A 26,282-nucleotide genomic window follows, 5' to 3' on the forward strand; every position below is an offset into this window, starting at 1 on the left:
GGAGCTCAAGAATCCTCTTCTCATCTCCGAAACTACCATTGTAGCTTCCGTTCTCATTGCCGCCGTCCGGATCTCCCGGCCGGCAGGGAGGAAATTTCTATGGAGTATTCGGATGCGGTCCTCGAGATCACGCCGGAGCGCGCGACAAAGCTCCTGATGGGGATAGGCGCTGTCGCCGCGATTCGCACGTTGATGGCCGGGGCGGGGATGACCGATGACGATATCCTGGAGGGCCGAACGCTCCTCCTCGATGTCCTCGCCGCGCCCCGCAAGGCCGGCGCGTCGGCCGATACCGACGATGCCAGGGCGCAGCGCGCCGCGACGGGGGAGCTCGATCAGTGGGACGAGCCCAATTACGCCCGTTATGGCGCCGCGCTCCGCCGGCGTTTCCCCGACGTGCACGATTACGTGTTCAAGGATCTCGCGCCCTCCACCGGCGCCGCCTCCGTCCGGGGAGTGGCCACCTTCCTCGCGCGGCTCGACGTCCTCGAGAATGGCACCGATCCGGGCCGCGCCGGGTCGAAGCAGAGCGACAAGAAGGCCGTCGCATTCCTCGCCACCCGCGGCCTCGACAAGGCCGAGCGCAAGCGCCTCAAGGGCCTCGTCGACGTGGCGCTCGGCCCGACATCGCCTCTGCCCGAGCAAACCGAGCTCCCGGAGGCCGCGCGCCGGCGCGAGGCGCTCGTCAAGCTGCGCGGCTGGTTCGACGAGTGGTCGACCACGGCCCGCGCCGTGATCAAGAAGCGCAGCTATCTCATCCGCCTCGGCCTCGCGAGCCGCAAGGCGCCCCGTCGCAAGCCCGCGACCACGCCGGCCAAGCCCGCCGCCATCCCGCCCACGCCAGCAGCGTCGGACGAAGAGACCGGCGACGCCGACATCGAGTAACACATCTCACAAATCAGAGCTTTCGGAGCGCGCCGGATGCTTCCCGCGCACGCCCGAGACCTTCGCGCGCGCTCCGGAAGCTTCGCGCGCGCTCCGGAAGCCTTCCCGCGCGCTCCGGAGCACGAAGTTTCGCGCACTTAGCGGCGTCCGCCGCGTCCCCGGTGCCGTCCGGCGCTCGCCGGGCGGTGAATTTCTCGGGAAATTCGACCCTCCGCCCCGCGCGGGAAGCTTCCGGAGCGCGCGCGAAGCTTTCCGGACCGCACGCGAAGCTTTCCGGACCGCGCGGGAAACCCTCCGCCCCGCGCGGGAAGCCTCCATGCCGGCGCCGAGCCCCTTCGCGAGCTTCCCGAAATCCCTCAGGTCAGCGCCCCGCCGACTCGAACCTTGGCGCCGCCTCGAACGTCTCCGCGAGCGTCCGCCGGTACTCGTCCGCGATCTGCACCAGCCCGTCGATGAGCAGCGCCGCCTCGTGGTCCGCGAGCCCCTCCAGCGTCGCCACGCACGACACCGCCACCTCGTCCCCCGTGATCGACACGCGGAACTCCCCCGTCGTCTGGTCGTTCATCGTGAGCAAGAACCGGTAGAACGGCTCGTGGTTCGCCGCCGGCACGCCCACCACCGGCGCGCGCAGCGAAAGCAGGCGCCCCGCCTCGTCGATCTCGATGTCCACCTGCGTCGCCGTCTCCGCCGCCGGAAACGGCCGCTGCGCGATGCGCCACGCCCGCGGGCCGACCCGCGCCCGGTTCGCGACGATCCCGAGCGACGACAGGCCCTGCCGGATCATCCGCTCGACGCCCGCGCGCGCCGGCGACGGCGCGAACGCGTGCGGCAAGAGCCGCCCGCAGCCCAGGCATCGATCGCTCTCGATGTCGAACGGCTCCTCGCACGCCGGACAGCGGTACACCGGCGCCCGATCCCGGAGCTCGCCGAGCGGCCGATCCACGAGCGCGAGCAGCGGCTGGAACGCGCCCGCCGGGAGCACCGCGCTGTGGCCCGGCAGCTCCCCCAGGGTGCCGGGCAGCGCCGCGACCACCCCGATCGCGCGCCCCTCCGGATCGAGCACCGGCGCGCCGAGCGGCGCCGTCACGTCGAGCTCGAACGCAGGCAGCTGCCCGTCGACCTTGCGCGCCACGTGGCTGACCCGCGCGACCGCGAGCCGCAGGCTCTGCCCCGGCAGGCAGCTCAGCACCGCGGCGCGCTCGCCGAGCCGAGGCTCCGCCGGCGCGCGCACCGCGAGCGCCGCGACGCCCGGCGCCTCGGCAGGCGCGACGAGCGCCACGTCCCGGCCCACGTCGGCCGCGACCACGCGCCCCGCCATGCTCCGCCCGTCCTCGAACGTCAGCGCGACCTCCGTCGGGTAGCCGAGCCCGCGCCGGCTCGTCACCACCACGCCGTTGCCGAGCGCCACCCAGCCGGTCGTGACCAGCGCGCCGGCGCGGATCGCCACCACCGAGCGGCGCGCGCGGGCGACGCGCTCGTGGAGCAGGGCCAGATCGCCGTCGCCGTGCGCCGCGAGCTGCGACGTCATTGGGCGACGATCCTCGAGAGCGCCGTCATCAGCAGATCGATCGTGCCCGGCTTGGCGCCGTCGCGCTGCGCGTACGCGACGATGTCGCGCAGCCGCTGCTCCGTCTTGGCCGGCAGCTTCGTGCGCACGAGCAGCTCCGACAGCGCGCCGAGCGCGAGGAAGTGGCGGAGCACCGGATCGGCCGGCGCGCGCTCGATCTCGCGCAGGTAACGGCCGAGGTGCTCGCGCGCGAGCGCCGCCGTGGTGAGCGGATCGATGTGGAGCGGCTTCTCCTCGGGCACCTGCCCGCGCAGCGTCACGAGGCGCTCCATCGCGAGGAACGCCGGCTCGGCGACCCCCGCGGCGTTGCCGCGGCGCGCGCCGCCCTCGGCCTGGGCGAGCTCGCGGGTCGCCGCCGCCGTGCAGCGGTAGAGGTGCGCCACCGCGTCGGGCATCGCCTCGCCGTGCTCGTAGATCGCACGGAACACGGTGCACCGGATGAGGAGCACCATGACGCCAGGCCGCTCCTGGAAGCTGAGCGCCGCGCCGAGCACCTGCGCGTCCCGGAGCAGCTGGCAGAACCGATCGGCCGGCGTGTTCGCCGACTCGGAGCGCGCCGCGCCGTTCTGGCGCGACGGCGGATCGATCTCGACCTCCGGCAGCGCGGGCGGGCGCACCGACACCGGCGTCGCCGCCACCGCGGCCATGCCGGAGGAGGTCGAGCGGCGGAAGGGCACGGTGCGCGCGCTGCGGCGATCGCTGGCCTGCGCCGGCGTGTCCGCGGCCGGCGCGGGCTCGCCCGACAGCGGCGTCGCGGTCGCCGCGGCCGGCTTCGCCGCGGAGGCCTCGGGCCCCGGCATCGCCATGCCGCTGATCGCCTTGGACGCGGCGCCGCCGTCGTGGGCCGGCGGCAGGATGCCGGCCTTGGGCGTGGGCGCACCGCCGTTTCTCGCTGACGTGCCGCCTGACGTGACGCCCGACGCGGCGCCCATCGACACCGGCAGCGTCGCGGACGCGAGCGAGGGGGACAGGATGTCGGGGATCGCGTCCGCGTCGCGGATCGGGCGCGCGACCGACTCGGGCAGGCGCGGCAGCGGGGGCGCCGCCCACGCCGAGAGCTCCTCGGCCGGCATCCGCACCGCCGAGACCGGCGTCGGCGGCCCGGCGACCCGCACCGACGGCGCGCCCTGCGCGCGGCCGGGCGCCGGCGGGATGGAGAAGCTCTTGAGCGGCCGGGCGCGGCCGGCCGACGCCCAGGTCAGGCTCGCCCGCTGCTCCTCCGAGAACGGCGGCCGCGCGTCGAACCAGGCGCCGAGCGTCGCCGCGAGCCGCTGCGCCGCCTCGCCGCTGTCGCGCAGCGCCCGGCGCAGCGCCTCCGGCGCGAAGGCGGCGACCCGGCCGACGCGGCGGAGCAGCAACAGATCGTCCCGCAGGCAGAGCCGGAACGGCTCGGGGCCGCCCGAGAGCTCCAGCGCCGCCCGCAAGAGCGGCACCCGCTGCCGCTCGGCGACGCGCACGACCGGCACGTCGATCGACATCCGCTCGTTCGCCGCGTCGAGCGCGACGAAGAGCGTCACCGCCCCGAGCGGAACGAGCCACCCCACGCCGTCCTGCAGCGGGGTCGACTGGACGGTCGTCCCGGCCTCGGCCGAGGCGCAGTGGGCCACGAAGCGCACCGGGTCCCGCGTGCGCCACGCGTCGATCGAACTGCCGTCCCAGTCGCCGTCCGCGGGCGGCGGCTTGCGCGAGAGCGAGAGCGCCGGCGCGCGGTCGACCCCGCACGCCTCGCACCGCGGCCCGCGCAGCGGGAAACCGCACGCCGCGCAGAAGTCGGAGGCCGGGCTCGACGGGACCGCCACGCCGACAGCATACCTCAGCGCAAGGCCGAGGTGGCACCGGGGTTTGCTCTCACAGGAACGGATTCAGGTGGAGCGCAACCTTGGCCTCCCGCAGGTTGTGCTGGACCCTGCGGATGAAGTGGACGAGCAGGTAGGCCCAGACGGAGAACGTGACGACGCTGATGACGAGCTGGACCGTCTTGCTGACGCCGATCACCATCCAGAGCGCCGTCAGGAGGAACGCCGCGAACGAGAGCGGGACGAACCACTTCCAGCAGAGGTTCATCATCTGGTCGATCCGGACGCGCGGCAGCGTCCAGCGGATCCAGATGACCACGAAGACGAGCGCCCAGCTCTTCAGCAGGAACAGGAATACGCCGAGGAGCTGGAGGCCGAAGCTCGACTCCTGCTGGGCCGGCGAGACGCCGGGGATCTGCCATCCGCCGAGGAAGAGCGCGCTCGCGATGCCGCACATCACGAAGACGTTCGCCCACTCGGCGAAGAAGAAGAAGAGGTACCGCATCCCCGAGTACTCGGTCGAGTAGCCGGCGACGAGCTCGCTCTCCGCCTCGGGCAGGTCGAACGGCGCGCGGTTGCCCTCCGCGAGCGCGGTCGTGAAGTAGAGGAAGAACAGCGCGAACGTGATCGGGTTGCGGAAGACGAACCAGTGCCAGGGCCAGCCGCCCACGTCGAGCAGCGAGGGCCCGGCGCCGCCCTGCGCGGCGATGATGTCCTGGAGCCGCAGCGAGCCGGTCATCATCACGATGCACACGATCGCGACCGCGCCGGGGATCTCGTAGCTGATGATCTGCGCCGCCGAGCGGATGCCGCCGAGGAGCGACCACTTGTTGTTCGACGCCCAGCCGCCGGTCATCAGGCCGATCGTGACGAGCGACGTCACGGCGATGACGAAGAGGATGCCGATGTCGAGGTCGGCCGCGATGAGGTACTGGCCGAACGGCATGACCACGAACGTGGCCGACACGCCGACGAAGACGAGGTAGGGCGCGAGCCGGAAGAGCGCGCGGTCGCTCTCGGCCGGGATGACGTCCTCCTTGAGGATCGACTTGATCCCGTCGGCGATCCACACGAGGAAGCCCTGCGGCCCGGCGCGGTTCGGCCCGATGCGCGACTGCATGCGCGCCGAGACGCGGCGCTCGACCCAGGTGATGATCCCCGCGGTCGGCGCCATGAAGAGCAGGATGATCGCGGCGGCGATGCCGAGGATGATCCCGGCGCCGAGGAGATCGGTCGGGGCGCTCGCGTGGAACCCCTCGGTCGAGAGGTTGACCTCGGACGGCGCCCCGCCCCGCCGGATCCCGACCGGCGACAGCCGCTCGTGGCCGCTCGGGATCACGTCGCCCTTCGAGAGGACCTTCACGCCCTCGAAGCTCGTGATGACGTCGCCGGCGAGGATCTGCGCGCGGCTCGCGGGGCTCCCGTCGCGCACGGAGGTCACGACGAGCCCGCCGGCGGGCGGCGAGTCGGCCGCGACCTCGACGCCGAAGAACGCGAGCGCCCGCGCCCCCTCCTTCTCGCGCGCCTCGATGACGGCGCGTCGCGGGGTCGGCGGGATGAAGTCGATCGTGACGCCCCGCACCGTGCCGGACACGGGGAGCGCGCCGTGCGCAGTCGCGGGGACCTCGACGGTCACGTCCCCGTGGAAGGTCGTGTGCACCGCGTCGTCGCCGCGGCCGGCGAAGCGCGCCTGCATCCCCTCGGAGAAGACGAGCGACACCTTGTTGCTGCTGATCTGCGCGCCGTCGATCTCGATGCTCTGGCCGGTGAGCGGCGCCTGGCCGGGGCGCCGCAGCGTCCCGCGGAACGTGACGACCGCCTCCCTCGCCTGCGCGGTGGGCAGGTTGGTCCCGAGGATCTCGATGCGGTCGCCGAGGTCGACCTCGCGCGGCACGACGTCGACGACGCTGAGGAGCTCGGGCGCCGTCCTGCTCTCGGCGCAGCCGGCCCCGCCGAGGAGGGCCAGGAGGGCCAGGAGGCACGGCAGGAAGCCGAGAGAGAGAGCTCTCCAGGGTGGAGATCCGCGCATGGCGCCGCTTATAAACCGCGCCGCGCGGGCGGTCGAGATTGCGGAGATCGGCGCGCCCGCCCGCGCCGCGCTGCCTCGCCCCGGCGCTCCCCTACCCTGGTTCCCCTGACCGCGCGCCCCGGACGGGGAGGAAGTACCGGCTGCCGTCGAGCTCGTTCACCCCGACGTAGAGCTCCGCCTCGAACACGTCCTTGAGCCGGCGGTAGGTCATCACCTCCTCGATGGTGCCCTGCGCGACAAGCCGCCCGGCCTTGAGGAGCGCGACGCGGTCGGCGTACTGGGCGGCCGCGTTGAGGTCGTGCAGCACCGCGACGCAGGCGAGGCGCCGCTCGGCCACCTCGCGACGCACGACCTCGTGGACCTCGATCGAGTGGCGGATGTCGAGGTGGGCCCCGGGCTCGTCGAGGATCAGCACCTGCGCCTCCTGCGCGAGCGCCCGGGCGATGGCGACCCGCTTCTGCTCGCCGCCGGAGAGCTCGGCCACCGGCCGCCCCGAGAGATCGAGGAGATCGCAGGCCTCGATGGCGCGGGCGACCGCCTCCTCGTCCCGGCGGGAGGCACGCATCCAGGCGCCCTGGTGGGGCGCGCGGCCCATCATGACGACCTCCCGAACCGAGAACCCGGGCGCCGAGGCGATCCCCTGCGGCACGACCGCCACGCACCGCGCGATCGCCCGTCGGTCCATGCCGCCGAGCGGCCTCCCCAGCAGGGTCGCCCCGCCCCGCGCCGGCCGCAGGCCCCCGGAGAGGACCCGGACCAGCGTCGATTTGCCGGCGCCGTTCGGCCCGAGGACGGCGCAGAGCTCGCCCGCGCGCACCTCCAGGCTGATCCCCTCCAGCGCCAGCCTCCCTGTGGGATAGCTGGCCGCCACGTCTCGCAGCTCGATCGCCGGCTCCTGCACGTCGCCCAATTTATGAGTGATATCGAGTCATCTTCCCTTGCGCGAGCGATCTGTCGGTGGTCCAATCGACTCGAGGCGTAGAGGAGATGGAAACGGCGAAGGAGACCCTGGGAGGCGGCGAGGTACCGCGTCGCGTTATTAAGCGCTACTCCAATCGGAAGCTCTACGACACGAAGGACAGTCGTTACGTCACCCTGCAGCAGATCGGGGAGATGGTCCGGGCTGGCGAAGAGGTCCAGATCATCGACAACGCGACCAAGGAGGACAAGACCGAGGTCACGCTGGCGCTGATCATCTCGGAAGATCTCAAATCGCAGCCGCGCTCGGTACCGCTCGGCACGCTGCGGGATCTGATCCAGGAGCGCGGCGAGCGGCTGCTCTCGCAGCTGCGCGAGGGGCCGATCGGCCGGCTCATCCCCGGCGCGGTCCCCGGCGAGGGCGGGGTGGCGGCGCCCGGCGCGGCGCCGGCCCCCGCGCAGGAGCCGGCGGCGTCCGCGTCGCCGGGGTCGCAGCCGCCCCCGCCGCTCGACGCCGACAAGTCGAGCCACGCGAAGGGGCGCCTGAGCGGGATCGTCGAGAGCTCGAAGCAGACGCTCGATCAGTGGCAGCAGGCCGTCGACGAGCGCATCCGGGCCATCCTCCCGGGGCTCGGGCTGGTCCGCGATCTTCAGGCCGATGTCAAGCGCCTCTCGCAGCGCATTGACGAGCTGGAGGCGAAGCTCCAGGAACGCGAGGGTGAACGGGCCGAGGACGCCGCTCCTCCTCAAGCCGGCTCTGCCGCGGACGAACCCGCGGGCGAGGGTCCGGGGGGAGAGAGCCGGCTGGAATAGCCCTGGCCGCTCCCCTGTTCCCCCCGTCGAGCCCATGCCGTTCTTCTTCAGCAAGAAACCTGCGTCCGTAGCGCAGGACCTTTCGTTGGCCAGCTGCGAGGGGGGCCGCGCCGACGCCTTCGAGATCGAGCTGCTCGGTCATCTGGACACGCTGTACGGCGTGAGCTGCCGGATGACCAAGAGCTCGACCGAGGCGGAGGACCTGGTCCAGGACACCATCGTCAAGGCGATGCGCGCCCGGGATCAGTTCGAGCCCGGCACCAACCTCAAGGCCTGGCTGCTGCGGATCCTCACGAACACGTTCATCAACCGGTACCGCCGGGGGGGCCTCGAGCGGGGCATCTTCGACGGGCCGGACGCCGAGCCGCTCACCGACGCGTGGGTCGGGGCGACGACGATGCGTGCGATGCGCGATCCGGAGACCCAGGCGCTCACGCCGCTCGTCGAGGCGGAGGTGCAGCGCGCCCTGGACGAGCTGCCCGAGGAGTTCCGCCTGGCGGTGGTGCTGTCGGACATCGAGGAGCTCTCCTACAAGGAGATCGCCGAGGCGATGGGGTGCCCGATCGGCACGGTGATGTCGCGGCTGCACCGCGGCCGCAAGCTCCTCCAGAAGACGCTGCGCGAGCACGCGGTGCTGATGGGCATCGTCAGCGACGACGCGGCGAAGGACGCGCCCGCCGACCTGGACGCGTACCGCAAGCGAAAGCGGGGTGTCGCATGAGCGCCGCGAAGTCGATCGAGAGCTGCGCGCGGTTCGACTACGCGCTGTCGGCCTACGTCGACGGCGAGCTGGATCCGGACCACGCGGTCGACCTCGAGTCCCACCTCGTCCAGTGCCCGCCGTGCTTCGAGCAGGTGAAGATGCTGCGCTCGCTGCGGGCGAGCCTGAAGCGGGCGAAGCCGGCGGCGTGCCCGGACGCGCTGCGGGCGCGCGTCGCCGCGGCGATGGCGCACGAGCAGGCGCTCGGCGCGGCGCGCGCGGCGGCGCAGTCGGCCGACGCGAGGCCGCGGCTCATGCGCAGGGGGTACGCCGTCGCGCTCGCCGCGGCCGCGGGCGTCGCGTTCATGGTGGGCGTGACGCGGGAGCGGGCCGCCGCCCCGGCGGACACCGCCAGGGCGGACGCGAAGGCGGACGCCGAGCTCGCGCGCGCCGAGAGCGTCGAGATCCTGCTCGACGATCTGGTCACGCAGCACGCGCAGCCGCTCCCGCCGGAGACGACCAACCCGGAGGACCTGCCGCGCTTCGATCCGTTCGTCGGCGTGCCGGTCCGCAGGCCGGAGTTCCAGTCGATGCCCGTCCAGTCGATGCCCGTGAACTTCATGGGCGCCCGCGTGCACACGATGCGCGATCGGCGCGCCGCGCTGCTCCAGTACATCGTGAAGGGCAACCACCGGGTGACGGTCTACCTCTTCAACTCGCGCGCGGTCCCGGTGCAGAAGGCGCAGCCGATCCTGAAGCCGCGCGTCGTGCGCGAGCGCCCCGTGTACGTGGGCAAGATCAACGGCTACTCGGTCGCCGCCGCCGAGCACAGCGGCGTCGGCTACGCGCTCGCCTCGGACCTCGGCGACGACCTCAGCACGCAGCTCGTCCTCGCCGCGATGCAGTGATCCGCCCGCGCCCGCGCGAGCGGGCGCCCCCTCCCCTCCATCCCCTACCCCGCGAGAGACCGCATGCGCTTCGTCTTCGTCATGGATCCGCTGACCCGCGTGACGCACGACAAGGACACGTCGTTCGCCTTCATCCGCGCGGCGCAGGCGCGCGGCCACGAGAGCTACCACTGCCTGCCGCGCGACCTCTCGGTCGAGGGCGGCGAGGCGCACGCCTCGGCGACCCCGGTGCTCATCGGCGACGCGCCGCCGTACATCTCGCTGGATCTCGCCGGGGGCCCGCGGCGGCTCCGGCTCGCGGACGTCGACGCGATCTTCATCCGCAAGGACCCGCCGTTCGACCGCAGCTACCTCTACGCGACGCTGCTCCTGGAGCGCGCGCGGCGCTGCCCGCTCATCGTGAACGACCCGCGCGGGCTGCGCGACGCCAACGAGAAGCTCTACGCGCTGAACTTCCCCGAGTGGACGCCGAAGACGCTGGTCACGGCCGACCGCGAGCAGATCCACGCGTTCGTGCGCGCGCTCGGCGGCCAGGCGGTGATCAAGCCGCTCGACGGCGCGGGCGGCCTCGGCGTGCTGCAGATCAGCGAGCGCGACAAGAACGCGCGCGCCATCGCGGACATGATGACGAACGAGGGGCAGCGCCTCGCGATGGTGCAGGAGTACCTGCCCGCCGTCGTCCAGGGCGACAAGCGCGTCCTCCTGCTCGACGGCGAGCCGCTCGGCGCGATCCTCCGGGTGCCGCGCGACGACGATCACCGCTCGAACATCCACGTCGGCGGGCGCGTCGTGTCGACGGAGCTCTCGCCGCGCGAGCTCGAGCTCGTGCGCGCGGTCGCGCCGCGCTTGCGCGCCGACGGCCTCCACTTCGTCGGCCTCGACGTCATCGGCGAGCGCCTGACCGAGGTCAACGTCACGAGCCCGACCGGCATCCAGGAGCTCGGGCGCTTCACCGGCACCGATCCCGCGGACCGGGTGATCGCCTGGGCCGAGGACCGGGTGCGCGGCCGAGCGGCACGCGCGTGATCCGCGCCGCGCGCGGGATCCGCCACACGGGCGGATCGTGGTCCTCGCGCGGGCTCCGCCGCACGGGCGGATCCCGACCTGCGCCCGGGATCCGCGGTACGCCGGGAAGTTGGCCCGGAGGCCCCGGTTCTGCGAAGGCTCCCCCATGGGCGAGTCATTCGAGCGATGTGCCGTATGCGAGGACGGCGAGCTGGTCGAGCGGGAGGGCGGTGCGCCCGGGGATCCTCGCGCGAGGACGAGGATGGCGCGCGTGGTCATCCAGGGGCGCTCGCTGAGCCTGTGCCGGACGCACGCGGCGACCGTCGCCGCCGCCATGCCGGAGACGTTCGAGGAGATGCGCGAGCTCTTCGTGGGGCTCCAGCGCGGCGCGCAGCCGCCGTCGCGCGACGTGGCCGTCGAGCGGCGCTCTCCCATCCCGCGCCGGAACCCCGAGGATCGGCGCGTGTTCCCGCCGCGCCCGGAGGGCCGACGGCTCGGCGGCGGGCGCCGCGCGACCGACCCGGCGGAGTGACCGCGCGCGGCGCGCGCCGATCCGGGGCGCTGCGACCGCCGGCCGCGCGCCGCGCAGCGAACCGCCGCGCGCGGCGTGGTAGGGTCTCGCCATGACAGCCCGCAGGCGCGTCGTGATCGGGCTGGGGTCGAACCTCGGCGACCGCCTCGCCACCCTCCGCGCCGCGATCGACGCGCTCGCCGCGGATCCCGAGATCGAGGTGGTCGGCGAGTCGTCGCGCTACGAGTCGCCGCCCGCGGGCGGCCCGCCGCAGAGCGACTACGTGAACGCCGCGGCGCTCCTCGCCACGTCGCTGCCCGCGCGCCAGATCCTCGAGCGCACGCTCGCCGTGGAGCGCTCGCTCGGGCGGACGCGCCCCGATCCGGTGCGGTGGGGGCCGCGCACGATCGATCTGGATCTGCTCTGGATCGAGGGCGAGGTGGTCGCCGAGCCGGATCTCGTGGTGCCGCACCCGCGGCTCTGCGGGCGCGCCTTCGCGCTGAGGCCGCTGCTCGACGTCGCCCCCGACGCGCGCGACCCGCGCACCGCCGTCGCGTACGCGTCGCTCCCCGAGGCGAGCGCGCCCATTCGCCGGCTCGATCCGAGCTGAACGGCGCGGCGGCGCGCGTCGCAGCAGCGCGCGCTCAGCTCGAGGGCGGCGCTCCGGCGCGGGCGCGGAGGCCGGCGAGGCCCCCGGCGTACGACGCCGCGGCGCCGATCGCGACCATCACGACGAGCAGCAGCGCCCACCCCAGCGCGCCCGCCGGCGCGCCCTCGGCGAGCGCGAGCGCCCACGCGAGCGCCGCGACCACGGCCCCGCTCGCGGCCGCCTCGCGCCGCCCGGCGCGACCGCCGAACCGCCCCACGAGGTAGCCGCCGGCAGCGCCGGCGAGCGCGAACGCGATCGCGTTGAGGCCCACCATCGCGAGCCGCACCGACCCCTGCGCCTCGCCGTCTCCCGTCCGCTCGATCATCCGGCGCAGCAGCGTGTTCGCGAGCCCCGCGAGCGGCAGCCACACGATGAAGATCGCCACCGTGCCGAGCGCGATCCAGTGCCACGGCGGGCGCTCTTCGCCCTCGCCGTCGCCGCTGCCCTGCAGCACCGGGAGCCTGCGCTTCTCCGGCGAGCCCGCCGCGCCGCGGGGAGGCGCCGCGCCGGGCGCGCTCGGCGTCGCGGGCCCCGCCGGCGCGCCGCTGCCGACGACCGGGAGGCGCCGCTTCGGCCCGTCGACCATGGCGTCAGCTGGGCTTCGAGGTCGGAGGCGCCGCGGGGGCCGGAGCCTTCCGCCAGAGCCGCCGCGCTTCGTCCTGCAGGCGGACCAGCCGCCGCTGCTCCTGGATCAGGCCGCCGTAGGCGCGGGGCACCCGCGGATCCTTCGCGAACGCGTACAGGACCTGCAGCGCCGCCTCGGCGTCGTCCGTCGCGCGGTGCGCCTTGTCCAGCGTGATCCCGAGCCGAGCGGCCATGTCGCCGAGGGCGCGGCTCTCCTCGTTCTTGTAGAGCTCGCGGGCGAACGTGAGCGGGTCGATCCAGTCGACCTCCCGCCGCATGGCGGGCGGCGGCTCGCGCGGGCGCATGCCCACGCGCTCGAGCTCGGCGAGCAGGAACGAGCGGTCGAAGGAGGCGTTGTACGCCGCGGGGATCGCCCCCTTGAAGCAGGCGAGGATCTCCTCCGCGACCTCGGCGAACGACGGCTTGCCCTCGACGTCCGCGTCCTTGATCCCGTGGATCGCGGTGCTCTCCGCCGGGATCGGCCGCCCCGGATGGATGAGCCAGTTGTAGCGCGTCAGGATCTCCCCGGCGCGGCCGATGACGATGCCGAGCTCGATGATGCGATCCCCCGCGGGATCGCGCCCCGTCGTCTCGACGTCGATGAAGGCGATGGGCTGGTCGATCCAGGCGCTGCCCGCGTCGATCTCGGCCGCGACGCCGACGGCGCGCACCTTGAGGAGGTGCGCGATCCCAGGGTAGTGCCGGCCCGTCGGGAAGCAGCCGCACGGGTCGGCGACCTTCAAGGCTTCCTCGGCTGAGCGGGCTGGGCAGGACCGGCAGAGGCCGCGGGGCGCGCCGCGCTGCCGCCCGCAGCGGGCGTCGCGCTGGCCGCAGGGGTCGCGCTGGCGGCGGGCGTCGTGCTGCCGGCGGGGGCCGCGCCGGGCGCGCTCGCCTCGGCGCCGGCCGGCTTCGGCGGCGCTGGCCGCGGCGTCTTGCCGAGGAGCTCCAGATCGAGCGTCACCCAGCCCTCGAGATCCTCGCCCGGGTTCGTGAGGAGCTGCAGGTTGACCTCGCGGCCGTTGATGTAGATGAGGGGCGTCCCCTCGAGCCCGACCTCCTCGGCCTGCTTCTTGTCCTTGTCGATGCGCGACTTCGTCTCGGTCGAGACGAAGTCGGCGCGGAACTTCACCAGGTCGAGCTTGAGCCGCTGCGCGTAGCGCTCGATGTCGGCCTGCTCCAGCTTGTCCTGGTTCTCGAAGAGCAGGTGGTGCATCTCCCAGAACTTGCCCTGGTTCATCGCGGCGATCGCCGCGCGCGCGGCGGGCTCGCCGTGGACGTGCGCCTGGAGCGGATAGAACTTGAAGACCAGCCGCACCTGCCCGTCGAAGCGGTTCACGAGGCCCTCGAGCAGCGGCGACATGAGCCGGCAGAACGGGCACTCGAAGTCGGCCCACTCGACGATCGTGACCGGCGCGTCGGGCGGCCCCATCTCGGGCGAGCCCTCGGTGGCGAGCGTCTTCACCTTGTTCGCGTCGAAGCGCATGCGGAACGCGTCCTCGCGCTCCTTCTTCGACCGGCCGTCCTTGACCTGCTTGAGCAGGAGCTGCGCGGCGGGGAGGCACGCCTTGCAGGGGCGCTGCTCCTTCACGCACTGCGCGATGCTCACGGGCGTGTCCGGGCAGGGGGAGAGGAGCTCCGAGACCTGGGCGCCCCACTCTCGACGCTCGCGGGGCGTGAGCGAGGAGGTGTCCACGCCTGGAAGCGAGACGGACACCTCCGGAGCCGGGGCGGGTTTGGGCTCGCTCGAGCCCGAGTTGCCAGGACAGCCCGTGACGCCGATCGAGAGCAACGCGAGGAGCGGCGGCATCCAGCGCAGGAATGACATCGCGGCGCGAGCTTAGTCGGACCCTTTGCGAGATGCTAGCGCGGGTGTAGCGTCAGGACGTGCGGAGCGTCCTCTACCGCTTCCCGGATCTGCAACAGTTCGCGCGAATCGTGGGCGATCCGGAGGAGGGTGACCTCGAGCTCGGGCTGCCCGCGGGGGAGGTCGTCGCGGATGGCGAGTGGGTGCTCGCCGTCTTCGAGCTGGGCGAAAACCGCCGCGCGACGTCGGCCGCGGCGTGCGCTTCCGTCTCGCCCGAGGGGGCGCGGCTCACGTTCGAGCCGCGCGACTGGCGCCGCCTCGCCGACTTCGCGCGGACGGAGGCGACCCGCCCCGGCTCGATGCCCGACACCGACGCGGCGGCGCTCGCCCGCGCCGAGGGCGAGGTCCGACCCGCCGCGCCGCCCGGCGTCCAGGGCGCCGGCGCGGCGGGCCGGGCCCCCGCGCCGCTCCGGCTGAAGGGCAAGGGCTCGCGGATCCTCGTCGTCGACGACGATCCGCAGATCCGGGAGATGCTCTCGACGATGCTCGAGGCGGTCGAGCTCGCCGTCGTCGCGGTCGCCAGCGCGGAGGAGGCGCTGGAGCGCGTCCGCAGCGCGCCCTTCCACCTCGTGGTGCTCGACTGGAACCTCCCGAGGATGAACGGCATCGAGCTCTGCCGCACGCTGCGGCAGGACCCCGGGCTCCGCGATCTGCCGGTCCTCTTCCTGACGGCGAACGCCTCGTCGCAGGACATGGTCTACGCGTTCGCGAGCGGCGCCGACGACTACATGGTCAAGCCGTTCCGCGCCCCCGAGCTGGGGGCGCGGATCTTCAGCCTGCTCCGCCGGACCCGGCGCAGCGCCCCGTGAGCGGCCTCGCCGCGGCGACGCGCCTCGCCGCGGCGCCGCTCAGAAGGCGACATCCACGTTGAGGTTGAGCACGCCGATGTTCTGCGTGTAGAGCCCGCCCGAGTCGGGCGCCCGCGAGCTGCCCGCGAGCCCCGCGGTGATGCTCTTCCCCGTGGTGTCGCGGCCGACGTAGAAGAGGTGTGTGTACGACGCCGCGAGGTGCAGCCGCTCCGCGACCTGGAAGCGGCCCCCCACCGCGAACGAGACATCGTGGAAATCGGTGGCCGAGGGATCCAGGGTGTCGTCCGGGACAGCGTTGGAGTCGTAGCCGACGCCGCCGAAGACCTCGCTCGAGGGCCGCGGCCAGTAGCTGATGCCCGCGCGCACGCCGAAGGTGTCCCCCCAGCGGCGGACGATGTTCTGCACCACGCCGGCCGGGTCGGCGGCGGAGCCGTCGCTCCGGATCTCGCACGCCGCGCCCACCACGGTGAGGCACTGGTTCTCCATGGTGCTCCAGCGCGTCCAGTCGCCGAAGAGCCGGAGCTCGAGGCGCTCCGCCGGGGCGAAGCGGGCGCCGAGCCGCACGATGTCGGGCAGGTCCTGGTGCAGATCGACGTCGGTCGGGGCGCTCGAGACGCCGTTGAAGCGGTTGGTGAGCGTACCCTCGAGCGTCTCTCCCCCCGTGACGTTCGGCCGCGACTGGTACGACGCGCCGATCCAGAGCTGCTTCGGCACCGCCTCGACCAGCGCGCCGACGCCGAAGCTCCCGTGCAGCCCGCTCACCTCGAGCAGCGAGCGCCCCTCCGTCGCAAGGAGGTTGTCGCCCGAGGCATTGCGGGCGCGGACGGTGTTCACCTGGGTCCGAATCAGGTTCCCGGAGACGCCGAGGCTGAGGCCGAGCGCCGGGATCCTGTAGGCCGCGGCGAGCGTGAAGTACATCGCCTGGAGCGAGGACTCGATGGAGTGCCAGCGCTGCACCCCGTCGACCGGCCCGGCGAGCTCGCCATGGCCCTCGAAGGCGCTGTTCGTGCCCCAGGACGCCGCGCCGCCGAAGGGCACGTAAACGCCGGCGCCGAGCGCCAGGTCGCCGAGCTTGGCCGACGCGCCGAGCATCGGCGAGGCGGCCAGGTTGAGCAGGCTCGCCGCCCCCGTGTTCGCCCCCGGCGCGGTCACGTCATCGGACGGCGCCTGCGGGTGTGTGTAGGAGGCCGCGCGCAGCGCCAGATTTCCGTCCAGGAACAGGTGAATCCCCTCGCTCTCGGCGATGCCAGCGGGGTTGTAGTAGATGGCGGTCGGATTGCTGGTGATCGGGTTGCCGTGCTCGCCGCCGAAGCGCGCGGTCGCGAAGCCGCCGGCGAACGCAGGCGCGGTCCAGACAAGGCCGCCGAGGAGGCCGACGGAGAGCGCGAGACGGTGGCGGAGGATGGGCATTGCCGGTGTTCTCGATTCTGAGGGGAGGAATGCGGCGCCTGCGACAGACCCTGCGTGGTAGGGTTGCGTCCCCTGAGGGTCGCGGGATGTTCGACCCGATCGAGTGAAATGTCACTCCTCGCACGGTGTCAAATGCTTTTCTCCCGCTCCATCCCGACAACGCTCGCATCCGCCGCGCTTTCCTGCCTCGCATCCGCCGCGCTCCTCCTCGGGTGCGCCGACCCGGAGGGCAGATTCGGCGACTTCGAAGCTCGCGATACGACCGTCCGTGAACACCAGGCCGGCGGCGGCGGCAGCGACGGTACGGGCGGCGGCGGGGACGGCTGTGTGCCGGAGCCAGGCGCCGTCGACGGCGAGTTCTTCTTCAACCTCTCGGCGTACATCAGCCCGCGGACGCCCATCGTCTTCGTGGCCGACCTGACCACCGAGGCGAGCGACGGCGGCCTGAGCTTCTCGATGACCTTCCAGCCGCTCGAGTCCGCCGATCGCCGGACGCCCACCGGCCCGAAGGTCGATGTGGGCCCCTACGCCCTGTCCGAGGACGGGACGTTCACCGCGGAGCTGCCCACGATCGTCGTGCCGGGCAACGCCAACCCGATCTCGGGCAGCGAGCTCGAGGCCACCATCACGCTGTCGGGCACGCTCTGCGCGCCCGCCGACTTCGTGTGCGGCGACGTGACCGGCACCGTGGCGAGGCCGATCAGCCTGAACCTCAAGGGCTCGACCTTCGCCATGGAGCGCATCACCGATCCGAGCAGCTACCCGGCGTCCGTCATCAACTGCAAGAAGGACCCGGCGCGCCCGCTCTAGTCACTTGTCGGGCGCCGCTACGCCACGGCCTCCGTCACGGCGGCGCCCTCGAGCTCGATCAACGAGATCTCGGACGGCGCGCCGACGCGCATCGGCGGACCCCAGTAGCCCGTCCCGCGGCTCACGTAGATCTGGCTCTCGCCGTGCGAGGACAGGCCGGCCACGTAAGGCTGATCGAGCCGCACGAAGAGGCCCCAGGGGAAGATCTGACCGCCGTGGGTATGGCCGCTGAGCTGGAGGCCCACCCCCCGCTCCGCGGCCTCGAGGATCTGCTTGGGCTGGTGCGCGAGCAGCACGAGCTCGCGCGAAGGGTCGCGCCCCGCGAGCGCGCGGCCGAGATCCGAGCCGTGGCCGCGGCCCACGCCGCGCGCGCTCCAGTCGTCGACGCCGGCCAGATCGAAGCCGTGCTCGCCGTCGCCGATCGAGACGCGCTCGTTGCGAAGCACCCTCACCCCGAGCCGGCCGAGCTCCGCGATCCACGCTTCGACGCCGGAGTAGTACTCGTGGTTGCCCGTCACGAAGAAGACCCCGTGCCTGGCGCGCAGCTCGGCGAGCGGCGCGGTGTGCTCGCGGAGCTCCTCCACCGAGCCGTCGACGAGATCGCCCGTGATCGCGATGAGATCCGGCTTGAGGGCGTTCACCCGCGCGACGACGCGCTCGAGCCACGCGCGCCCGATCGTGGGGCCGATGTGAAGGTCGGTGAGCTGGACGATCCGGAAGCCGGACATGGCCGTGGGGAGGCGGCGGAGGCGGACGCGCACCGGGCGGACGGCGACCTCGCCGAGGGCGCTCGCGGCGCCGGCGAGGCCGAAGCCCACGGCGAGCGCGCCGGCCGTGCCGGCGATGGCGCGGGAGAGGAACGTGCGGCGATCGCCGTCGAGCGGCTGGTTCAGCAGCGCGGTGACGCCGTGGGCGCCGAGGCGAACGACCTCCGAGGTGAGCAGGAGGAAGAAGAGCAGGACGGCGAGCCCGACCCACGTGTAGACGACGCCGGCGACGACGCCGCCGATCTGCCGGGGCAGCGCGCGGCTGAGGAAGAGGCCGAGCGGCACCAGCGCCGCGAGCACCACCAGGGCGACGCTGCCGATGCGCTGCCAGAGCGGGCCGAGCTCGGGCGCGCGGACCAGGCGCTGCCAGAGGTAGTAGTGAACGCCTGCCACGATGGCGCTGAAGATGCCGATGAAGAGGACGAAGGAGAGGAGGGGGCGCTGCACGCGTCCAGCATGACCACGGCCGGGCGCGCCCGCCGCTCCGATTCACGCCGGAGCGCAGCGCGCCAACACTTTTTCACGAAGCGACCCCGGCCGATCGCGACCCCGGTCGGCCGCAGCTACATCGTGCTGACGCACACGCCGAAGCCGGGGGGGTAAACCGTGCTGCCGCCCTGGCACTTGGCGTTCGTGCCGCAGTCCTGCGATCGGCCGTCGATCCGGCAGAGCTGCTTGCACTGGTTCGTCAGCATCGAGCACACGAAGCCGGGCGCGCACGGGCAAGGGTCGTCGGCTCGCCCGTCGCCGGGCACGACGCAGCTCGTCGTGCCGTCCTCGCGGACGATCGTGCAGGTCAGGCCCGCAGGGCACACGCTGTCGTCCAGGAGCTCGCAGCTCGTCGCGGGGACGCAGACCGGGATGGAGACCGGGGTGTTCCCCTCGGCGAGCGATTCGGCCATCGACCGCTCGTCGCAGTACGTGCCCGGCGCGCAGCTCTCGACGTTGCCGCAGCAGTACTGCCGGCACACCCCGCCCTGCCCGTCGGCCGCCGCGCACCCGAGCCCGGCAGCGCAGTCCATGCCGCGGTGGCACGGGCCGCCCGCCGCGTAGCGACCCACCGGCCGGCAGCTCGGGATCGCGTCGCCTTCGCCGAGCACGAGCTGGCAATGCAGCGGCTGCGCCGTGGTGCCCCCCGTTCCGGACCCGTCACCGCCGCTGGACGAGCACTCGGTCGGATCGCCCCCCGGCGTGCAGCCGTCGCCGCACAGGTGCGCGAAGCGCGTGTAGGGGTCCGGCGACGTCGTTGGCCCCGGGATATCGACGCTCTCGTCCACGCCGCCGCCGCCGCCGCCCGCCTGCGGAGGGGTGCCGCCCGATCCGGCCGTCGCGGCCGACCCGCCCCCGTCCCCGTATCCCGATAAGAACCCCCCAAACCCCCCATCATCGGTGGGCACCCCGCCGGCGGAATCGTCCCCCGACATCCCGCACGCGGAGACCGCAAACGCCGAGATCGCAGCGAGACCGTAAACCAGAAGGGCGCGGGGGAAGCTCATTCCAGGGGCACGAGAAAAGGACAAGCGGAGTGAGCGTATCATGTCGTCCTCGGGTATCCACAGAATGTGCCGTCCAGGGGGTGTGCTCTCCAGGACGCAGGAGCCCCCGTGGACGGGACGTCAGACCGCATGTTCCCGCGCGCGCACCGAGCGCGGGTGCGCCTCGCCTGCTGACGCTCCTGGCGCAAGCATGACGCCCATGTCGCGCCGAGCGCTGCGCAGGGCGATCGGCGAAGGCGGCATGGGACGGCGGCTACCGCGCCTCGATGTCGCGGGTGACCACGTTGCCCGCGCTGTCGTAGGCGCGCACCGCGAGCAGGTGCGATCCAGGCGGCACGACGGCGCTGAGGTCCGCCTCGAACGGCTCCACCGGCTCGTCGAAGATGCCGTCGCTCGGGAAGATGGGCCGCCACTCCTCCAGGCCGGCGATCGAGACCTCGACGCGCGCGACCGGGCCGAGGCCGTCCGCCACCTCGCCCGTGAGCCGGCGCCCCTGCAGCGAGAGCGCCCGGAACACCGGCGGCGTGTTGTCGACGAGGACGGTGCCGGACTCGAGGCTATGGCGCTGGGTGCGCTCGGGCGGGTTCGCCAGCTCATCGCTCGCCTCGACGAGGATGCGGTACTCGCCCTCGGGGAGCGCGGTCGTGTCCCATACGTGCTCGGCGCGCGTCACCTTCTCGCCCGGCTTGAGCATGCTGCGCCAGGTCGACTGGCCCTCCATGCGGTACGAGAGGCGATAGCGCAGGTCGTCCTGATCGGGATTGTCGACCTTCCACGTCAGCTGGAGCGCGCTCACGGGCTTCGGCGCCTCCCCGCCGGACGGCGGGAGGTTCGTGCGAGGGGGCTTGGTCTGCCCCTTCGGCGCCGCCTCGATGGAGGTGACCACGGCGCGCGCGTTGTCGGTCACGAACGAGAGCTTCACCTCGCGGAGCGCGGCGCCCGGATCCCGGCTCCAGCGCGCGCGGATCTGGACGAAGCGCGCCGGCGGGCTCTTCGTGTCCCCCGGGGCGGCGAGCGCCGGGGACCACGGGCTCCAGGTGCTGTCCGGCGTGTCGGTGTTCCCGCTGCGCGTCTCGAGCTCCAGCGCGCCGTCGGAGCGCCACGTCAGGCGCCCGAACGTGGCCCGCAGCCCGGCGTCGAGCACCTTGCTCGTCCACACCGCCGAGGCGCCGCCGACGCCCTTCACCTCGTGGAAGACGGCCGGGTCGGTGGTCGCGACGAACCTGCGCTTCCCGGCCATCATGAAGGCGCCGACCTGGCGCTCGTCGGTGTCGGCGACGAGCCGCGCCACGTGGTTGTCGCTCACGGTGTAGAGCTGGCCCTCGGCGCCGGTCCCGACGTAGGGCATCAGGTCGTCGCCGAGGCCGAGCGAGACGTAGTGCGTGTCGTCGTCGCTCATCATCTTCTCCGCGACGCCGCTCCGATCGAAGCGCACGAGCACGCCCTTGCCGGGCTTCGGCGCCCGCGTCGGCTGCGGGGTCGGCGGCCCGCTCCGGTTGCGCTTCGGGGGGGCGAACGCCTCGGCGTACTTGTTGGCGATGGCGTAGACCGCGCCGCCCTTCGCGCCCGGCGCGATCGCGATCGCCTTCACGTCGTCCGCGTCGAAGTCGTGGAGCACGGTCGCGCGGCCGGGCGCCGTGAGCTTGTAGAGGAGCGCCTTGCCGTTCGAGCCGGCGTAGACGGCGCCGTCGTCCGCGACCGCGACGCACATGAGGTGCGGCTCGTCGCTGTCGAAGTACACCTGGGCCTTGCCCGCGGCGTCGACGCGGAACAGCCTGCCCTCGGGGCCGGTCGCGGCGTAGAGCGCCTTCGCCTTCGGGTCGTAGGCGAGCCCCCACACGTCTTCCGTCTGCGGGAGCTCGGCGAAGAGCTTGGCCGGGCCGCCGCCGCCGGCGCCGCGCGGCAAGCGGAAGAGCTTGCCCTCGGGGAACGTGCCGGCGATGACGTCGCCGCCTTCCGCGAGCGCGAGGGCGCTGACCGCCATCTGCCCGGTCGTCGCCGCGAGCGTCACCCGGCCTCCCGAGACGCTGTAGATCTTCCCCTCGTTGCCCGTGCCGAGCAGCACCGTGCCGTCGGGCAGCACCACGGAGCTCCAGACGGAGGTCGCGTCCGGCAGCGGCGTCGCGCCGAGCGTCAGCCCGGCGCGCACGGTGCCGTTCGAGTCCACGCTGACCCCGGTGAGATCTCCGCCCTTGAGGTCCTCGAGCGACTTGAGCTCGAAGCTGCGCGTGCCGACCGCGTGGGCCGGGAGCGCCACGAGCCCCGCGGCGGCGAGGACGGCCGCGAGGAGCCGGCGCGGCGAGGGGAGGGCGTGAGGGCGTGACGAGGGGGGACGGGCGGGAGAGCGCTCTGTGCTCATGGATCGCAGGAGGAGGGGGTCAGGGCGGAGATGGATCGCAGGAGGAGGGGGGTCAGGGCGGAGAGGGAGGCGGGCGGCCGCGCGGGTCAGCGAAGGATAGGCCGGACCGCGACGCTCACGGTGTCTTTCCCGACCATAAACCGCTTGAGGGAGATCGGCACCTGCACCTGCGCGCCGAAGGTCTCGGGCGCGTCGGAGTCGGAGCTCGGGCGCAGCGTGTCCATCGCGCCCGGAGGGAGCCTCGAGGCGACCTTGCCGCGGTACGCGGCGCCGTTCTCCCGGAGCTTGAACGTGGCGACGACGCTCTCCGCATCGTGGTTCTGGAGCGGCAGCATCGCCACGAGCTCGGCGACGTTGTTGGGGGTCGCCATCGGGCGCTCGACCTCGTACCCGGGCGAGAGCTCGATGTCCACCTTGCCGCCGGCGAGCTCGCGCGGGATCGGCACCTCGATGACGCGCGACTCCAGGGGACCCTGGTGGGGCTGGAGATCCAGGCGGATGCGCGCGGGCGCGCCCGCGTCGATCTCGGGCTCGAGCACCTTGGCGCCGCGCAGGAGGACGACCTCGCGGTCGAACGTGACCTTCACGCGGGTGTCGACGCGCTCGATCGCGACCTCCTCCCACGGGTTGTTGAGGAGCGCCCCCATCGACCGGACGAGCCGGCTGCGGACGAAGTCGTCGGAGGTGAGCGGGGCGCCGTTGCCGGCGCCGAAGTCGACGAGCGAGATCGTGCCGTAGCGCCCGATCTTCACCTGGCTCACCGCGCGCCAGGTCATGTCCCGCCGCTCGGCCGTGGTCGCCTCGACGGCGTTGCCGAGCGCCATCGACACGAAGGAGGGCGCGAGGAACTGGTCGTGCGCGACCTCCACGTTCCACGTCGGGTGCGGGGCGCCGTCCACGCCGTCGATCTGGACGCGCATCGGGAAGACCGGCGCCTTGGCCGCGCTGTCGACCACGATCGCGGCCTGCCGATCGTTGACCAGCGAGCCGACCGTGCGCACCGCCTCGCCGATCTTGAAGCTGCGGTTCTGGCTCGCGAGGATCCAGTGGACCTGGGCGATCGCGGTGGGGAGGTTCGTGACGCCGCCGTTCATCATCGGGTGGCCGAACGCGACCAGCTTGTCGCCGGACACGCGCGTGACCGTGCCGATGCCCATGGCGGAGATGTCGCCGCGCACGAGCTCGACGCCGATCGCGCCCCCGTCGACGTACTTGGTCGGCGCGCCCGGATCCGGGTTGGCGGACGAGCCGCCGCCGGCCTGCATCGGCTCGAGCCCCATGGGGCCGAGCAGGTCGCTCGCGATGCGCAGCGACGTGCCGCCGAGCCCGCCGAGCATCACCGGCGTCGAGGCGCGCGCGAGGCTCGTCGCCTCGGGCGGGGCGAGCGCCGGCGCGACGCGCGCGGCGATCTGGCTGGCGTGCCCGGCGAGATCGTAGGCGTCGACGGGCCCCGCGAAGCCGAGGCCCCCGTGCAGGCGGGCCGGCGCGGCGGGCGGCGCGCCGCCATTGCCGCGCGGCGCGCCGCCGATGCCGCTCACCGGGGCGGGCAGCGGGCCGCCGACCTTCGGGGCGATCGCCCGCGGGAGCGGCCGCGCGAGCTCGTCGAGCATCGATTTGATCGGGGTGACGCCGGCGATCGCCTCGGCGCCGAAGAGCCAACCGTACGCGTAGGCGCCGATCATCTTGCCGTTCAGGTAGATCGGGCTGCCGCTCATCCCGGCCACGGTGCGGGCGACCTCGAGGCGCGGGTGCTGGGTCTTGATGAGGACGAGGTCCTGGTTCGGGCGGAAATTGCGGAGGGTGGAGATGACCTCGACGTCGAACTTCTCGGGCGTGGTGCCGGAGAAGACGGTGAGGCCGTATCCCTTCATGCCCGGCTTCACCTCGGCGATCGGCAGCGTGTCGGGCGGCGTGGAGATCGCGTGCGCGGCGCCGAGGCCGACAGCGACGCTGCACGCGGCGCCGGCGAGCAGGCTCATGGGAATGAGGCGCGCCTCGCGCTCGACGAGGGCGCGGGCCGCCCCCGCGATCGCCGACCCGAAGCGGATCGCGAGCGGGACGGCGCGCGCGGCGAGGAAGGAACCCGGACGAAAACACGGTATGTCGCGCAAGGGCACGGGCCAAGCTTAGCCCGGATTTGCGAGCGCGACAGAGCCGGGGCTCGCGGGGCGCGGGAGCGTCGCCGGGCCGCGCTCTCCACGTTCCTGCGTCGCTGATTTCCAGGGGCGTGGCGCGCCGGTGACGCTAGGCTTCGCCCCGTGAAGGATATCGCGGCGACCGCGACGCTCATCCTGGCGTTCGCCACCTGGGTCACCACCCACGTCGCGCTGACAGCGCGGCTCGTGCTCCGCAGCGAGCCCCGATGGCGCGGGCTCGTCGCGCTCGTGGTGCCGCCGCTCGCGCCGATGTACGGGTTTCGGCAGGGGTGGCGCCGGATGAGCACCCTGTGGCTGGTGTGGCTCATCGTATACGTGCTCGCGCTCCTCGTCGCGCGGGCGTGATGAGGGCGGGCGTGATCTCGGACGAAATGGCTGGAATGACGGCGAAGCGGCGCCCGGGCGCGCCGCCCGCGCTCGTCGTCGGCACGATGAACTTCGGCGGCCGCACGCCGCCCGAGGAGGCCGAGCGCATCGTGGGCCGCGCGCTCGAGCGCGGGATCGCCGCGTTCGACACGGCCAACCTCTACCAGGACGGCGCGTCCGAGCGGATCCTCGGCCGGGCGCTGCGCGGCCGCCGGGCCGAGGCGCAGATCGCCACCAAGGTCGGCCTCCGCCGCGTCCGGGGCAAGGCCGAAGGGCTCGGGCGCGCGCAGGTGATCCGCGCCGTCGAGGAGAGCCTCGGGCGCCTCGGCACCGACCGCGTCGACGTCTGCTACCTCCACGCGCCCGACCCGGAGACGCCCGTCGAGGAGACGCTCGCGGCGATCGATGCGCTGCTGGAGCAGGGGAAGATCCTGCGCTTCGGGGTCAGCAACCACGCCTCGTGGCAGATCCTGGAGATCATCGCGCGCCGCGACGCCGAGGGGAAGGCGCGGCCCGCGGTCTCGCAGGTGCTCTACAACGCGCTGATCCGCCAGCTCGACCTCGAGTACGCCGCGTTCGCGCGGCGGTATTCGGTGCCCACCGCGGTGTACAACCCGCTCGCGGGCGGGCTCCTGACCGGGCGGCACGCGGGGCCGGACGCGGCGCAGGCGGGCTCGCGCTTCGAGGGCAACCGCCTCTACCAGCGCCGGTACTGGAGCGCGCGCATGTTCGAGCTCGCCGCCGGCTACGCGGCCGTGGCCGCCGACGAGGGGATGAGCCTGCTCGCGCTTTCGTACGCCTGGCTCGCGGGGCGCGAGGTGGTCGACTCCGTCCTGGTCGGCCCGGTTCGGGCCGAGCACCTCGACGCGGCCGCCGACGCGATCGCGCGCCCGCTCTCGCCGGAGGCGGCGCGGCGCATCGACGCGCTCTACCGCGATCACCTGGGCACCGACGCGAGCTACGCGCGATGAGCGACGGCACCACGAGCGATCGCGCCACGAGCGGCCGCGCCGACGGCTTCCTGCTGCCCGAGGCCAGGGCGCTCGACCTCGCGGGCCCCCTCGCCGACTACGCCGCGCGCGGGTACGCCCGGCTCGGGCGCGTGATGACCGACGCGGGGCTCGCGGCGCTCCGCGCGCGCTCGGACGATCTGATGCTCGGGCGCGTGACGTACCCTGGGCTCTTCTTCCAGCACGACGCCGCGTCCGGACGCTACGAGGACCTGCCCTACGGCAAGGGTTACGAGGGGCCGAGCACGTCGTACCGGAAGCTCGAGAAGCTCGAGAAGGACCCGCTGTTCCTCGCCTGGATCGAGAACCCGCTCTTCGAGCGGATCGCGCGCTCGCTCATCCAGGGGGAGATCTCCATCTACCGGGCCGTGCTCTTCAACAAGGCCGCGTCCGGCGGGACGCCGCTGCCCTGGCACCAGGACGGCGGCAGCTACTGGGGGCTGGATCGCGACCCGGAGCTGCAGATCTGGACGGCGCTCGACGACGCCCCCGCGGACGGCGGCTGCGTGGAGGTGCTGGAAGGCAGCCACCTGGGCGGGCTCGCGACGCCGCTCGGCGGCGTCGTCCCGGGCGCGGTCGTGCGCGCGGCCGACGCCGACGCCCGCAAGATCGCGCTGCCCGCGGCCGCGGGCGAGGCCCTGCTGATCCACAACTACCTCTGGCATTGCTCCGGGGTGAACCGGAGCGGCCGGCCGCGGCGGGCGGTCACCGTCTGCTACATGAGCAGGGCGACCCGCTGCCTCAGGAAGAAAAGGGCGCCACGCGCGTTCACCCCGGTGTTCTGAGCTCTCCCCCGGGAGGGCGGGCGCGGCGGCCCCTCCCCGACCGGC

Annotated in this window: 24 protein-coding genes; 12 read left to right on the forward strand and 12 right to left on the reverse strand. The window is 73.2% G+C overall.

Annotated features, from left to right (window positions below):
* Nucleotides 1–99 precede the first annotated feature (99 nt).
* The gene (locus NQZ70_RS44115; protein ID WP_129579576.1) at nucleotides 100–885 is read left to right on the forward strand and encodes a hypothetical protein; all 786 of its coding nucleotides are present in this window, start codon (nucleotides 100–102) and stop codon (nucleotides 883–885) included.
* Nucleotides 886–1,246: 361 nt separating this feature from the next.
* Here the strand turns inward: NQZ70_RS44115 and NQZ70_RS44120 are convergent, their stop codons facing one another.
* From NQZ70_RS44120 to NQZ70_RS44135, 4 genes are all read right to left on the reverse strand, one after another.
* Complete coding sequence (locus NQZ70_RS44120) at nucleotides 1,247–2,413, reverse strand: trypsin-like peptidase domain-containing protein (RefSeq protein WP_129579577.1); 1,167 nt, start codon at nucleotides 2,411–2,413, stop codon at nucleotides 1,247–1,249.
* A complete protein-coding gene (locus tag NQZ70_RS44125) occupies nucleotides 2,410–4,251 on the reverse strand; it encodes a zinc ribbon domain-containing protein (protein ID WP_129579578.1) in 1,842 nt (613 codons plus the stop codon). Before NQZ70_RS44125 ends, NQZ70_RS44120 begins: the two co-directional genes overlap by 4 nt.
* Before the next feature lie 49 nt (nucleotides 4,252–4,300).
* Nucleotides 4,301–6,277 carry an NADH-quinone oxidoreductase subunit NuoH gene (gene nuoH / locus NQZ70_RS44130; protein WP_129579579.1) on the reverse strand — a complete coding sequence of 659 codons (1,977 nt, stop codon included), beginning with the start codon at nucleotides 6,275–6,277 and terminating at the stop codon, nucleotides 4,301–4,303.
* A gap of 91 nt (nucleotides 6,278–6,368) precedes the next feature.
* A complete protein-coding gene (locus NQZ70_RS44135) occupies nucleotides 6,369–7,178 on the reverse strand; it encodes an ABC transporter ATP-binding protein (RefSeq protein WP_237244608.1) in 810 nt (269 codons plus the stop codon).
* Nucleotides 7,179–7,264: 86 nt separating this feature from the next.
* Here NQZ70_RS44135 and NQZ70_RS44140 point away from each other — a divergent pair, with 86 nt between their 5' ends.
* The 6 genes from NQZ70_RS44140 to folK all read left to right on the forward strand — a co-directional run bounded on the left by NQZ70_RS44140 (nucleotide 7,265) and on the right by folK (nucleotide 11,742).
* The gene (locus NQZ70_RS44140; RefSeq protein WP_129579581.1) at nucleotides 7,265–8,008 is read left to right on the forward strand and encodes a polyhydroxyalkanoate synthesis regulator DNA-binding domain-containing protein; all 744 of its coding nucleotides are present in this window, start codon (nucleotides 7,265–7,267) and stop codon (nucleotides 8,006–8,008) included.
* An 85-nt stretch (nucleotides 8,009–8,093) separates the two neighbouring features.
* On the forward strand, nucleotides 8,094–8,729 hold the full coding sequence (locus tag NQZ70_RS44145) for a sigma-70 family RNA polymerase sigma factor (RefSeq protein WP_165374699.1): 636 nt from the start codon (nucleotides 8,094–8,096) through the stop codon (nucleotides 8,727–8,729).
* The gene (locus NQZ70_RS44150) at nucleotides 8,726–9,616 is read left to right on the forward strand and encodes an anti-sigma factor (RefSeq protein WP_129579583.1); all 891 of its coding nucleotides are present in this window, start codon (nucleotides 8,726–8,728) and stop codon (nucleotides 9,614–9,616) included. The genes NQZ70_RS44145 and NQZ70_RS44150 overlap by 4 nt, the downstream gene beginning before the upstream one ends.
* Before the next feature lie 63 nt (nucleotides 9,617–9,679).
* The gene (gshB, locus tag NQZ70_RS44155) at nucleotides 9,680–10,642 is read left to right on the forward strand and encodes a glutathione synthase (RefSeq protein ID WP_129579584.1); all 963 of its coding nucleotides are present in this window, start codon (nucleotides 9,680–9,682) and stop codon (nucleotides 10,640–10,642) included.
* A 145-nt stretch (nucleotides 10,643–10,787) separates the two neighbouring features.
* Nucleotides 10,788–11,153, forward strand: coding sequence for a hypothetical protein (locus tag NQZ70_RS44160; RefSeq protein WP_237244609.1), 366 nt, complete (start codon nucleotides 10,788–10,790; stop codon nucleotides 11,151–11,153).
* 91 nt (nucleotides 11,154–11,244) lie between these two features.
* The gene (gene folK, locus NQZ70_RS44165; protein WP_129579586.1) at nucleotides 11,245–11,742 is read left to right on the forward strand and encodes a 2-amino-4-hydroxy-6-hydroxymethyldihydropteridine diphosphokinase; all 498 of its coding nucleotides are present in this window, start codon (nucleotides 11,245–11,247) and stop codon (nucleotides 11,740–11,742) included.
* Between the two features lie 34 nt (nucleotides 11,743–11,776).
* Here the strand turns inward: folK and NQZ70_RS44170 are convergent, their stop codons facing one another.
* The 3 genes from NQZ70_RS44170 to NQZ70_RS44180 are packed head-to-tail and all read right to left on the reverse strand — an operon-like array spanning nucleotide 11,777 to nucleotide 14,230.
* Nucleotides 11,777–12,367, reverse strand: a complete 591-nt coding sequence (locus tag NQZ70_RS44170; protein ID WP_129579587.1) for a hypothetical protein — start codon at nucleotides 12,365–12,367, stop codon at nucleotides 11,777–11,779.
* Between the two features lie 4 nt (nucleotides 12,368–12,371).
* Entirely contained in the window at nucleotides 12,372–13,148 is a 777-nt protein-coding gene (locus tag NQZ70_RS44175) for a 3'-5' exonuclease (RefSeq protein ID WP_129579588.1), read from the reverse strand.
* Nucleotides 13,145–14,230 (reverse strand): thioredoxin domain-containing protein, encoded by a 1,086-nt coding sequence (locus NQZ70_RS44180; RefSeq protein WP_272826862.1) that lies wholly within the window; start codon nucleotides 14,228–14,230, stop codon nucleotides 13,145–13,147. The genes NQZ70_RS44175 and NQZ70_RS44180 overlap by 4 nt, the downstream gene beginning before the upstream one ends.
* Nucleotides 14,231–14,289: 59 nt before the next feature.
* Here NQZ70_RS44180 and NQZ70_RS44185 point away from each other — a divergent pair, with 59 nt between their 5' ends.
* Nucleotides 14,290–15,078: a response regulator transcription factor gene (locus tag NQZ70_RS44185; protein ID WP_129579589.1), complete on the forward strand. Its 789-nt coding sequence runs from the start codon at nucleotides 14,290–14,292 to the stop codon at nucleotides 15,076–15,078.
* A gap of 39 nt (nucleotides 15,079–15,117) precedes the next feature.
* Here the strand turns inward: NQZ70_RS44185 and NQZ70_RS44190 are convergent, their stop codons facing one another.
* Nucleotides 15,118–16,488, reverse strand: coding sequence for an OmpP1/FadL family transporter (locus NQZ70_RS44190; protein ID WP_129579590.1), 1,371 nt, complete (start codon nucleotides 16,486–16,488; stop codon nucleotides 15,118–15,120).
* 132 nt (nucleotides 16,489–16,620) lie between these two features.
* Here NQZ70_RS44190 and NQZ70_RS44195 point away from each other — a divergent pair, with 132 nt between their 5' ends.
* Nucleotides 16,621–17,298, forward strand: a complete 678-nt coding sequence (locus tag NQZ70_RS44195) for a hypothetical protein (RefSeq protein WP_129579591.1) — start codon at nucleotides 16,621–16,623, stop codon at nucleotides 17,296–17,298.
* Nucleotides 17,299–17,315: 17 nt separating this feature from the next.
* On the opposite strand, the gene NQZ70_RS44200 is transcribed toward NQZ70_RS44195, so the two are convergent.
* The 4 genes from NQZ70_RS44200 to NQZ70_RS44215 all read right to left on the reverse strand — a co-directional run bounded on the left by NQZ70_RS44200 (nucleotide 17,316) and on the right by NQZ70_RS44215 (nucleotide 24,037).
* A complete protein-coding gene (locus tag NQZ70_RS44200) occupies nucleotides 17,316–18,512 on the reverse strand; it encodes a metallophosphoesterase (RefSeq protein WP_129579592.1) in 1,197 nt (398 codons plus the stop codon).
* A gap of 116 nt (nucleotides 18,513–18,628) precedes the next feature.
* Nucleotides 18,629–19,462, reverse strand: coding sequence for a hypothetical protein (locus tag NQZ70_RS44205; protein ID WP_237244611.1), 834 nt, complete (start codon nucleotides 19,460–19,462; stop codon nucleotides 18,629–18,631).
* 352 nt (nucleotides 19,463–19,814) lie between these two features.
* Nucleotides 19,815–21,920, reverse strand: a complete 2,106-nt coding sequence (locus tag NQZ70_RS44210; protein ID WP_129579594.1) for a hypothetical protein — start codon at nucleotides 21,918–21,920, stop codon at nucleotides 19,815–19,817.
* An 86-nt stretch (nucleotides 21,921–22,006) separates the two neighbouring features.
* Nucleotides 22,007–24,037 (reverse strand): SpoIVB peptidase S55 domain-containing protein, encoded by a 2,031-nt coding sequence (locus NQZ70_RS44215; protein ID WP_129579595.1) that lies wholly within the window; start codon nucleotides 24,035–24,037, stop codon nucleotides 22,007–22,009.
* A 141-nt stretch (nucleotides 24,038–24,178) separates the two neighbouring features.
* On the opposite strand from NQZ70_RS44215, the gene NQZ70_RS44220 reads away from it, so the two are divergent.
* The 3 genes from NQZ70_RS44220 to NQZ70_RS44230 are packed head-to-tail and all read left to right on the forward strand — an operon-like array spanning nucleotide 24,179 to nucleotide 26,237.
* Nucleotides 24,179–24,421, forward strand: a complete 243-nt coding sequence (locus tag NQZ70_RS44220; protein ID WP_129579596.1) for a hypothetical protein — start codon at nucleotides 24,179–24,181, stop codon at nucleotides 24,419–24,421.
* Between the two features lie 11 nt (nucleotides 24,422–24,432).
* On the forward strand, nucleotides 24,433–25,413 hold the full coding sequence (locus NQZ70_RS44225) for an aldo/keto reductase (RefSeq protein ID WP_237244612.1): 981 nt from the start codon (nucleotides 24,433–24,435) through the stop codon (nucleotides 25,411–25,413).
* A complete protein-coding gene (locus NQZ70_RS44230) occupies nucleotides 25,410–26,237 on the forward strand; it encodes a phytanoyl-CoA dioxygenase family protein (protein WP_207217637.1) in 828 nt (275 codons plus the stop codon). Before NQZ70_RS44225 ends, NQZ70_RS44230 begins: the two co-directional genes overlap by 4 nt.
* Nucleotides 26,238–26,282: the final 45 nt, after the last annotated feature.

Origin of the sequence: Sorangium sp. So ce836, from assembly GCF_028553905.1 — a bacterium.
GTDB lineage: Bacteria > Myxococcota_A > Polyangia > Polyangiales > Polyangiaceae > Sorangium > Sorangium cellulosum_D.

What these genes read in the sequence shown, in the direction of transcription:
- NQZ70_RS44115 (WP_129579576.1), top strand. Translation starts at nt 100, where the DNA reads ATGGAGTATTCGGATGCGGTCCTCGAGATCACGCCGGAGCGCGCGACA.
- NQZ70_RS44120 (WP_129579577.1), bottom strand. Translation starts at nt 2,413, where the DNA reads ATGACGTCGCAGCTCGCGGCGCACGGCGACGGCGATCTGGCCCTGCTC.
- nuoH (WP_129579579.1), bottom strand. Translation starts at nt 6,277, where the DNA reads ATGCGCGGATCTCCACCCTGGAGAGCTCTCTCTCTCGGCTTCCTGCCG.
- NQZ70_RS44140 (WP_129579581.1), top strand. Translation starts at nt 7,265, where the DNA reads ATGGAAACGGCGAAGGAGACCCTGGGAGGCGGCGAGGTACCGCGTCGC.
- NQZ70_RS44150 (WP_129579583.1), top strand. Translation starts at nt 8,726, where the DNA reads ATGAGCGCCGCGAAGTCGATCGAGAGCTGCGCGCGGTTCGACTACGCG.
- gshB (WP_129579584.1), top strand. Translation starts at nt 9,680, where the DNA reads ATGCGCTTCGTCTTCGTCATGGATCCGCTGACCCGCGTGACGCACGAC.
- NQZ70_RS44160 (WP_237244609.1), top strand. Translation starts at nt 10,788, where the DNA reads ATGGGCGAGTCATTCGAGCGATGTGCCGTATGCGAGGACGGCGAGCTG.
- folK (WP_129579586.1), top strand. Translation starts at nt 11,245, where the DNA reads ATGACAGCCCGCAGGCGCGTCGTGATCGGGCTGGGGTCGAACCTCGGC.
- NQZ70_RS44170 (WP_129579587.1), bottom strand. Translation starts at nt 12,367, where the DNA reads ATGGTCGACGGGCCGAAGCGGCGCCTCCCGGTCGTCGGCAGCGGCGCG.
- NQZ70_RS44180 (WP_272826862.1), bottom strand. Translation starts at nt 14,230, where the DNA reads ATGTCATTCCTGCGCTGGATGCCGCCGCTCCTCGCGTTGCTCTCGATC.
- NQZ70_RS44190 (WP_129579590.1), bottom strand. Translation starts at nt 16,488, where the DNA reads ATGCCCATCCTCCGCCACCGTCTCGCGCTCTCCGTCGGCCTCCTCGGC.
- NQZ70_RS44195 (WP_129579591.1), top strand. Translation starts at nt 16,621, where the DNA reads ATGCTTTTCTCCCGCTCCATCCCGACAACGCTCGCATCCGCCGCGCTT.
- NQZ70_RS44210 (WP_129579594.1), bottom strand. Translation starts at nt 21,920, where the DNA reads ATGAGCACAGAGCGCTCTCCCGCCCGTCCCCCCTCGTCACGCCCTCAC.
- NQZ70_RS44230 (WP_207217637.1), top strand. Translation starts at nt 25,410, where the DNA reads ATGAGCGACGGCACCACGAGCGATCGCGCCACGAGCGGCCGCGCCGAC.